This is a genomic window from Streptomyces europaeiscabiei (genome assembly GCF_001550375.1).
Taxonomy (GTDB): domain Bacteria; phylum Actinomycetota; class Actinomycetes; order Streptomycetales; family Streptomycetaceae; genus Streptomyces; species Streptomyces europaeiscabiei.
Window position 1 is genome coordinate 1 of sequence record NZ_LRTR01000226.1, and the last position, 9,062, is coordinate 9,062.

The window sequence follows — 9,062 nt, forward strand, 5'->3', positions numbered from 1 at the left end:
GCATGGCGCCGGGCGGCCCGGCGGGTGTTGCGGGCCACGTTGGTGGCGATGCCGAGCAGCCACGGGCGCGGCGAGCCGCCCTCCGCGTCCAGTTTGCCGCGCAGCCGCCACGCCTCCAGGAAGGTCAGCGACACGATGTCCTCGGCCGTCGACCAGTCCCCCGTCAGCCGGAAGGCATGGTTGTAGACGGACCGCGCGTACGCGTCGAAGACCTCCCCGAAGGCCCCCGCGTCCCCGTCCCTGATCCGCGCGCGCAGCGCACTCCGGTCCCCCGTGTCCCCGTCATTCGTCTCCACGTACTCCCACTGTCCGTACACCGAAGGCCGGTTCCCGTGACTCACGTCACACGGGAACCGGCCTTCGGTGTACGGAAGTCGTACGGGAGCGGCGGCGCGGAAACCGGACCGTCAGGCTCCGCCTCCGACGGAGTGCAGCACCGCCAGGCCCACGTCCGCGTAGGAGTGCTTGCCGCTGACGAAGATGTTGACGCCGTAGTAGTTGAACAGCCAGCAGGCGAAGGCGACGATCGCGATGTACGCGGCCTTGCGGCCCTTCCAACCGGCCGTGGCGCGGGCGTGCAGGTAGCAGGCGTAGGCGACCCAGGTGATGAACGACCAGGTCTCCTTGGGGTCCCAGCCCCAGTAGCGGCCCCACGCGTCGCCCGCCCAGATGGCGCCCGCGATGATCGTGAACGTCCACAGCGGGAAGACGGCGGCGTTGACGCGGTACGAGAACTTGTCGAGGGACGCCGAGGCGGGCAGCCGCTCCATGACGGAGGTCGCGAACCGGCCGGGCCTGCCGCCGCTCGCGAGCTTGCTCTCGTAGGAGTCCTTGAAGAGGTACAGGATCGTGCCGACCGCGCCCACGTAGAAGACCGCGCCGCAGAAGATCGCGGTGGAGACGTGGATGTACAGCCAGTACGAGTGGAGGGCGGGAACCAACTGGTCGCTGGCGGTGTACAGGACAGTGACGGCGAGACCGAGATCGAGGAGGACCGTCGTGATGAGCGGAAGCCCGAGCCAGCGGACGTTCTTCCTCAGCGCGAGCAGCGCGAGGTACACGCCGACGGCCACGGTGGAGAAGGTGATGTTGAACTCGTACATGTTGCCCCACGGCGCCCGCTGCACCGAGAGGGCCCGCGTGAGCACCCCGCCGAACTCCACGAGGAAGGCGAGCACGGTGAGGGACACGGCGATACGGCCGTAGAGGTCGCCCTGCTCGTCCCCGCCGTGCGCGCCGGGCCCGTCCGGCACGTCCCGGGCACCGGCGGCGGCCCGCACGACCACCTTCGGCCGCTCCAGCACACCGGTCCCGCCGGCCGTCTTCACGGTCACCGCGGGCGCGTCCGCCTGCTGCGCCGCACCGGCACCGGCGGTGAGCGCGGCGGCCGTACGACCCACCTTGCTCCGGCTCCCGAAGAGCCATTCGGCGATGGACGCGAAGAAGGCCAGGGTGTACACGGCCATCGCGGAGTAGATCAGCGTGTTGCTGATGTTCGCGAGGTTTTCGTTGGTGGCGGCGGCGAGAGTCACTTCTCAGCCCCTTCGGAGGGTACGGCTGGGGGGTTAGGGGTGGTGGGGGAATCCGGGCCCGCACTGTCTGCGGGCAATCGTGCCGCCGGGGCGGCCGCACGGGTGGGCGCAGCGGCACTCTGCGAGCGCCGGTCAGCGTCACCGCTGTCGGCCTCAGCGGCAGCGGACGGCTCGCTGTCGGACTCGGGTTCAGCGGCAGCAGGGGCCTCGGCGTACACGACCGCCGCCAAGTCACCCAGCTCTTCCGGCACCTTCGCCGACTCACTGCGCCCCAGCCCGGCCATCTCCACGACGGTCACCCCGTCCGGACCGGCCACCGCCCGCACCCACACCCGCCGACGCTGGATGAACAGGGACCCGGCAAGACCGAAGATGGCGGTGATCGCTCCACCCAAGGCCCACCCGCTGCCGGGCTGCTGGGTGATCTGGAAGCCGGCCCACTCCTTGACCCCGTCGAAGGTGATCGTGCCCGCGCCGTTCGGCAGCGTCATGGACTCGCCAACCTTCAGGTTCTCCCGCACCTGCGCGCCTTTGGAGTCCTTGAACCCCTTCAGCTTCGACTTGTCGAGCTGGTACACGCTCTGCGGGATGCCCGCGTTGACCCGGAGATCACCGTGGTACGGCTCCAGGTTGAGCACGGGGTTCAGCAGCGCGGGGAACTGCGAGACCACGGCGGTGTTCTTGCCACCGTACGTCGGGAGGAAGAAGGCCTGGATGCCGAGCTGGTCCCACTTGCCCTTGGCATCGGTGTAACCGTCCATGACCTTGATCGCGCCGGTGGACGTGACATTGGAGTCCAGCGGCAGCAGCGGCGCCGCGTCCTGGAAGACGACCTTGCCCCTGCCGTCCTTGATCGTGATCACGGGTGCGTACCCGTGGCTGACGAGGTAGACCTTCGAGTCGCCGATCTCCAGCGGCTTGTTGACCTCGATCCTGGTCGACCGCTCCTTGCCGTCGGCGCCGACGACGTAGTCGACGGCGGCCTCGAAGACGCGCGGCGTGCCCTTGTTGGGGCCGCTCGTCTCGTACGTACCCCGGAAGCTCTTGAGGTCGAAACTGAACGGGTTGAGGCCCTCGGCGGTGAAGAGGTTGCCGGACCTGAAGTCGTCGTACTGCGTGAGGTTGTTGGCGAAGCCGCCGCCCTCGACGATCAGCTTGTTGCCCTCGGACCGGTAGAGCTGGCCCCACGCGAAGGCGACGAGCATCACGATCAGGGCGATATGGAAGGCGAGGTTGCCCGCCTCCCGCAGATAGCCCTTCTCGGCGGCGACCGCGTCCCCGGCGCCGTGCGCGCGGAACCGGCGCTGCTTCAGCGCCTTCAGCGCGACCTCGCGCACCTGCTCCGGCGCGGCCTGCGTGCGCCAGGTCGCGTACGCGGGCAGTCGGGTCAGCCGCTTGGGCGCGCCCGGCGGACGGCCGCGCAGCTGGCCCACGAACTGCCCGGTGCGGGGCACGATGCAGCCGATGAGCGAGATGAAGAGCAGGATGTAGATCGCCGAGAACCACACCGAGCCGTAGACGTGGAACAGCCCGAGCTTCTCGTAGAGGGGCCCCAGCGTGTCGTGCCGCTTCATGAAGTCGGCGACCCGGCTCTCGTCCTGCCCCGACTGCGGGATCAGCGAGCCGGGGATCGCCGCGAGCGACAGCATGAACAGCAACAGCAGCGCGACCCGCATGGACGTCAGCTGCCGCCAGAACCAGCGGGCCCAGCCGAGCACGCCCAGCGAGGGCAGGTTGGGGGCGTCCTCCTGCGGGGCGGTGGAGAGCTGGGAGCCGGCGGCGCCGAGGTCGTTGTCGTCGGCGGCGCTCCCGCGCTGAGCAGGGGTGTTCTCGCGGTTGCCGGAGTCGGTCGTCGTCATTGGCTCAGATCCCAGGGGTGAAGCCGGCGGTCCAGACCTGCATCTCCTGAATGATGCGGTCCCAGGCGCCGGTCAGCATGAGCAGTCCGATCGTGATCATCATGCCGCCGCCGATGCGCAGCACCCACACGTAGTGCCGCTTGACCCAGGCGAAGGCGCCGAGCGCCTTGCGGAAGGCCACCGCGGCGAGCACGAAGGGCAGGCCCAGCCCAAGACAGTACGCCACCATCAGCAGGGCCCCTCGACCGGCGCTGGCCTGGTCGAGGGCGAGGATGTTGACCGTGGCGAGCGTCGGTCCGATGCAGGGCACCCAGCCGATACCGAAGAGCGCGCCGAGTATCGGGGCGCCCACGAGCCCGGTGGACGGCCGGGTGTGGAAGCGGTACTCCCGCTGGGTCAGCCAGGGCATCAGCCCCATGAAGAAGAGCCCCATGGCGATCATGAGCCCGCCGAGCACCTTGGTCAGGACGTCCTGGTGCTCCAGCAGGGTCCGGCCGAAGTAGCCGAACAGCGCGCCGCTGGAGACGAACACGAAGGTGAAGCCGAGGACGAACAGCCCGGCCCCGGCGGCCATCCGCCCCTTGCGGGCGTCGGCCAGATCGGTGCCGCCGACTCCGGTGACGTACGACAGATAGCCGGGTACGAGCGGCAGGACACAGGGCGAGAAGAAGGAGACGAGCCCGCCGAGGACGGCGATGGGCAGGGCGAGCAGCAGGGCCCCGTCGGTGAGGGTCGAGTTGACGTCGGCGGCGGTCGTGGTCAGTGCGGTCGTCGCGGTCAGCACGGACGTCCCGGGCACGTCACTTCTCCGCGAGGATCGGCTTGAGCATCTTGCGCAGCTTCTCCTCGCTGAGCGCCTGCTGGGTGCGCGCGGCCAGCTTCCCGTCGCGGTCGACGACCAGCGTGGAAGGGATCAGCTGCGGATTGAGCGAGCCCTTCTCGAAGCGCAGCAGCAGCTTGCCGGTGGGGTCGTACAGGCTCGGGTAGTCGACCTTGTACTGCTCCTCGAAGGCGACCGCGGGCCGGGTGCTGGTGTCCCGCGTGTTGATACCGACGAACTGCACGCCCTGGTCGGCGAGGTCCTCGGAGACCTTGACCAGGTTGGGCGCCTCGGCGCGGCACGGCGCGCACCAGGAGCCCCACACGTTCAGGACGATGATCTTGCCCTTGTAGGCGGACGAGACATCGAGCTGGTCGCCGTCGATGGTCTTGCCGGAGAGGGCGGGCGCGTCGTCCCGGTCACCCTTCTCCACCGTCGCGATGCCGTCGGAGCCGGTGACGAACCCGGTCCCACCGCCTCCGCCCTCGATGCCACCACCCGCGCAGGCGGACAGCGTCAGCGCCAGGGCGGCGGCCCCGGCAGAGAGCAAAGCGGCACGACTGCGGCTCGTACGGACACTCATGTGAAAAGTTTCGCATGCCCGTTTCGGGGGCTTACGGCGGGGTCAGACGCCACCGTATGGCGAGGTCAGGCGGCCGAAGGCGACGAGACCGGCCGACCGGGAGCAGCGAGGTCACGCGGTCGAACCGGCCCCCAGCAACTCCTTCCACCCACCCGTCGGCTGCTGCCCCACCCCGAGGGTCTGGAGCTTGGCCAGGACGTCCGGCGTCTGGACGTCCATCCAGTCCACGAACTGCCGGAAGGACACGATCCGTATCTCCCCGTCCGGCGCCTTCTCCTTGGCCCGCGCGATGTGCTTGAGGGCCTCCTCGACGGCGTCCATGTAGACCCCGCCGTTCCACTCCTCGAAGTGGTTGCCTATGAACAGCGGTGCCCGGTTCGTCTCGTACGCGCGCTGGAAGCCGGCGACGTACGCGCCGGTCGCCTGGGTGCGGTAGGCCGGGTAGTTGGCGGGCGGGGCCTGGGTGGAGTTCTGCGACTGGTTGAACATGATGTTGTAGTCCATGGACAGGACCTCGAAGCTGCGGCCGGGGAACGGTACGGACTGCAGCGGCAGGTCCCAGACGCCCTGCTTCTTCTTGGGCCAGACCTGGAGGCCGCCGGGCGAGGAGGAGTCGTAGCGCCAGCCCAGCTCGCGCGCGGTGGGCAGCAGGTTCTCCTGCCCCAGCAGACACGGCGTCCGGCCGCCGATCAGCTCCTTGTCGTAGTCGAACGGCAGCGGCTCGACATCCGTCCACCCGCTGTTGGTCTTCCACTCCTTGACGAACGACTTCGCCTGGTCGATCTCGCTGCGCCACTGCTTCGGCGTCCAGTTCCCGACCGAGCCGCTGCCACCGCAGAAGTGGCCGTTGAAGTGGGTGCCCATCTCGTGCCCGTCGAGCCACGCCGTGCGCACATGCCCCAGCGTCGACTTGATGTGTTCATCCGTCAGATAACCGATGTCGGAGGCGCCGGGGGCGTTGTTCGGAGGGAGGTACGTGCGCTTTTTCGACTCCGGGAGGAGATAGATGCCGGAGAGGAAGAACGTCATATGGGCGTCGTGTTCCCGCCCGGCCTTCAGGAACCGCTCGAAAAGGCCGTTCCCGACGTCCCCGGCCCCGTCCCAGGAGAACACCACGAACTGCGGCGGCGTCTCGCCGGGCGCCAGCGGCTGCGGCTTCCCCGGCTGGTTCGGCTGCTTCCCCGTGTACGAGGTCGACCCGTCACCCAGCAGTTTCGCCGTCTTCCCCGGCTTCCCCTTCTTCCCCGGGCCCTTGCCGCCACCACCGGACCCACCGGCCTCGCCCGGCTCGCCCCCGAGCCCCGTACCGCACCCGGTCAGCCCCAGCCCCGCGACCGCACCCGCACCGATGCCGAGCCCGAGCATCCCCCTCCGCGATATTTCGCGCATTGCATCCCCCTTGGTCATTCCACGTACCAGTTCACGTGAAGCACACCGCTTTAGAGGCATGAAAGGACGCGGGGGTTCCCATTGATCTCCGACAAGCGCAAATCTTTACGAGCACGGAGAACTGCGCGGGCCTTGTGACCGACACGGAAAACTCTGCGGGCCTTCGGAGGCACGGGGGACGGCGGGCCTTTCGGGGGCGCGGGGGCCAACGGGTCGCCCGGGTTCACCGGGAGCCTCCGGGCGTCGCCGGGGCCCGGAGGCCGGGGGTCTGTCAGGAGCACCGCGAAGGACTACGGGTCACTTCGGGGCGCGGGGCCGAGGGGTCCTTCGGGACCACGGGGAACGCAGGCCTTCCAGGGGCTCGGGGAACTGCGCGAGCAACCACGACCGGCCCACAGTTCCCCGACGGCCTCACCTCACCCGGCCCTCAGCGGAGCGAGAGCACGGGGAACCGCGCGATCGGCCACGACGGACCCGCAGTTCCCCGACGGCCTCGGCCCACCCGCACCCGGCCCGCCCCCAGCGGAGCGCTCACGCTCCGAAGGCCTTGTCCTTGCCCTTGACCGGTTTGGCCCCGGCCAGCAGATGCGGCGGCACCAGATCACGCGCCGGCTCGCTGTAGCCGACGGACACGATCTTGTCCCCCTGGTACGTGAACGTGGTCAGGGAGGCGAGGGTGCACTGACGCCGGCGCGGATCGTGCCAGAGGCGCCGCTTCTCGACGTACGACCGCACGATCCAGATCGGCAGCTGGTGCGAGACCAGCACGGCCTCGTGGCCACGCGCCGCGTCCTTCGCCGCGTCGAGCGCCCCCATCATCCGGACGACCTGCTCGACGTACGGCTCACCCCACGACGGCTTGAAGGGGTTGACCAGGTGCTTCCAGTTCTCCGGCCGCTTCAGCGCGCCGTCTCCGACTCCGAAGGTCTTGCCCTGGAAGACGTTGCCCGCCTCGATGAGCCGCCCGTCGGTGGCGAGGTCGAGCCCGTGCGCCTTGGCGATCGGCGTCGCCGTCTCCTGCGCCCGCTCCAGCGGGGAGGCGCCGACGTGCGTGACGTCCCGGGACGCCAGATGCTCGGCGACCCGGTCGGCCATACGGCGGCCGAGGTCGGAGAGGTGGTACCCGTCGAGGCGCCCGTAGAGAATCCCGTCCGGGTTGGCGACCTCGCCGTGCCGCATCAGGTGGACGACCGTGATGTCACTCATGCTGCCGAAGCCTCCGCTGCTGCCCGCGCCGCCGCCGGAAGGGCGTCGGCGATCCGCTGAACCGCCCGATCGTCGTGCGCGGTCGACACGAACCACGACTCGAACGACGACGGCGGCAAATAGACGCCCTGCGACAGCATCGAGTGGAAGAAGGCGTTGAAGCGGTACGACTCCTGCGCCTTGGCCTCCTCGTAGTTCCGCACGGGCGTGTCCGTGAAGAACACGGAGAACATGTTGGAGGCGTTCTGCACCGTGTGCGCGACGCCTTCCTTGGTGAGCGCGTCCGAGACGAGCCCCTGGATCCGCCGCGACACGGTGTCGACGACGTCGTACGCCGCGTCGTCGAGCAGCCGTAGCTGCGCGAGCCCGGCGGCCGTCGCGACCGGGTTCCCGGACAGCGTGCCGGCCTGGTAGACGGGCCCGGCGGGCGCGAGGTACGCCATCACGTCGGCGCGGCCCCCGAAGGCGGCGGCGGGGAAGCCGCCGCCCATGACCTTGCCGAAGGTCATGAGGTCCGGGACGACCCCGTCGATCCCGAACCAGCCGGCCCTGCTGGTCCGGAACCCGGTCATGACCTCGTCGGAGACGAACAGCGCGCCGTTCTCGGCGCAGGCGTCCTTGAGGCCCTGGTTGAAGCCCGGCAGCGGCGGTACGACGCCCATGTTGCCCGGGGAGGCCTCGGTGATGACGCAGGCGATCTCGCCGGGGTGGGCGGCGAAGGCGGCCCGCACGGCGTCGAGGTCGTTGTAGGGCAGCACGATGGTGTCGCCGGCCTGGGCGCCGGTGACACCCGGGGTGTCGGGGAGGGCGAAGGTGGCGACTCCCGACCCGGCGGCGGCGAGCAGCGAGTCGACGTGACCGTGGTAACACCCGGCGAACTTGACCACCTTGGCGCGGCCGGTGAAGCCGCGGGCGAGCCGGATCGCGGACATGGTGGCCTCGGTCCCGCTGGACACGAGCCGCACCTGCTCCAGCGGCCCGATCCGGTCCACCATCTCCTCGGCGAGCGCGACCTCGCCCTCACCGGGCGTACCGAAGGAGGTGCCGCGCGAGACGGCCTCCTGGACGGCGGCGATCACCTCGGGACGGGAGTGCCCGAGGATCATGGGACCCCACGAACACACAAGATCTACATACTCGCGACCGTCGGCGTCCGTCAGATAGGGACCGGTACCGGACACCATGAACCGGGGCGTACCACCCACGGCACGGAAGGCGCGCACGGGAGAGTTCACGCCGCCGGGCGTGACGACCGCCGCGCGCTCGAAGAGAGTCTGCGAAACTGGGGCTTCGTACGGATAGCTCACACAGGCCATGGTGTCAGAGGCTCCGAAGATCCTGCCGACTGGTGTTTGCGCGCACGTTTCGGCGGGCGGTCGCGGGGGAGGTCACTGACACGATGATCGGGTTGCGCGGCGGGGGTCACGCGGCCCAGAAATGCGTTCGGGTGGAGATATGCATCGCGGTGGCGGACTGGGCGAGGGGGCCGGTGACCTCGGTCCTCGTCGTGCCCGGCGGGGCAGGCACCGACGCGAGGCGGAGGAGGCCGCGGAGACCCGGCAGGAGCGGAGCGGGTCGACCGACCGGGCCAGTTCGTCGGACCGCGGGGCGCCCACGGAGCGGCGCGCGCCCGGCACCCGGCTCACCCCCACGGTGTGGCGGCTCGGCGCCAT

Annotated in this window: 8 protein-coding genes and 1 pseudogene; 1 reads left to right on the top strand and 8 read right to left on the bottom strand. The window is 69.8% G+C overall.

The genetic code is table 11. The features are described 5' to 3' along the window. The 8 genes from AWZ10_RS11015 to hemL all read right to left on the bottom strand — a co-directional run. A partial coding sequence (locus tag AWZ10_RS11015) for an RNA polymerase sigma factor (protein WP_425264482.1) occupies nt 1-296 on the bottom strand: 296 nt, incomplete at its 3' end. Between the two features lie 111 nt (nt 297-407). After that, nucleotides 408-1,532, bottom strand: coding sequence for a c-type cytochrome biogenesis protein CcsB (gene ccsB, locus AWZ10_RS11020; RefSeq protein ID WP_046704137.1), 1,125 nt, complete (start codon nt 1,530-1,532; stop codon nt 408-410). Then, nucleotides 1,529-3,391, bottom strand: coding sequence for a cytochrome c biogenesis protein ResB (gene resB, locus AWZ10_RS11025; protein WP_060890974.1), 1,863 nt, complete (start codon nt 3,389-3,391; stop codon nt 1,529-1,531). The genes ccsB and resB overlap by 4 nt, the downstream gene beginning before the upstream one ends. Nucleotides 3,392-3,395: 4 nt before the next feature. After that, a complete protein-coding gene (locus AWZ10_RS11030; RefSeq protein ID WP_173531666.1) occupies nt 3,396-4,190 on the bottom strand; it encodes a cytochrome c biogenesis CcdA family protein in 795 nt (264 codons plus the stop codon). A 1-nt stretch (nt 4,191) separates the two neighbouring features. Further along, nucleotides 4,192-4,794: a TlpA family protein disulfide reductase gene (locus tag AWZ10_RS11035; protein ID WP_046708784.1), complete on the bottom strand. Its 603-nt coding sequence runs from the start codon at nt 4,792-4,794 to the stop codon at nt 4,192-4,194. A 111-nt stretch (nt 4,795-4,905) separates the two neighbouring features. Then, nucleotides 4,906-6,183 carry a polysaccharide deacetylase family protein gene (locus tag AWZ10_RS11040; RefSeq protein ID WP_060890975.1) on the bottom strand — a complete coding sequence of 426 codons (1,278 nt, stop codon included), beginning with the start codon at nt 6,181-6,183 and terminating at the stop codon, nt 4,906-4,908. Between the two features lie 531 nt (nt 6,184-6,714). Next, nucleotides 6,715-7,389, bottom strand: coding sequence for a histidine phosphatase family protein (locus AWZ10_RS11045; RefSeq protein WP_046709683.1), 675 nt, complete (start codon nt 7,387-7,389; stop codon nt 6,715-6,717). Further along, complete coding sequence (gene hemL, locus AWZ10_RS11050; RefSeq protein WP_060890976.1) at nt 7,386-8,705, bottom strand: glutamate-1-semialdehyde 2,1-aminomutase; 1,320 nt, start codon at nt 8,703-8,705, stop codon at nt 7,386-7,388. The genes AWZ10_RS11045 and hemL overlap by 4 nt, the downstream gene beginning before the upstream one ends. Nucleotides 8,706-8,844: 139 nt before the next feature. Between hemL and AWZ10_RS52900 the strand changes: the two are divergent. Next, nucleotides 8,845-9,062 (top strand): annotated as a pseudogene (locus AWZ10_RS52900) (hypothetical protein); the annotation flags it as partial.

Coding starts and splice junctions, on each gene's coding strand:
- AWZ10_RS11035 (WP_046708784.1), bottom strand. CDS start 4,794: ATGAGTGTCCGTACGAGCCGCAGTCGTGCCGCTTTGCTCTCTGCCGGG.
- resB (WP_060890974.1), bottom strand. CDS start 3,391: ATGACGACGACCGACTCCGGCAACCGCGAGAACACCCCTGCTCAGCGC.
- hemL (WP_060890976.1), bottom strand. CDS start 8,705: ATGGCCTGTGTGAGCTATCCGTACGAAGCCCCAGTTTCGCAGACTCTC.
- AWZ10_RS11040 (WP_060890975.1), bottom strand. CDS start 6,183: ATGCGCGAAATATCGCGGAGGGGGATGCTCGGGCTCGGCATCGGTGCG.
- AWZ10_RS11045 (WP_046709683.1), bottom strand. CDS start 7,389: ATGAGTGACATCACGGTCGTCCACCTGATGCGGCACGGCGAGGTCGCC.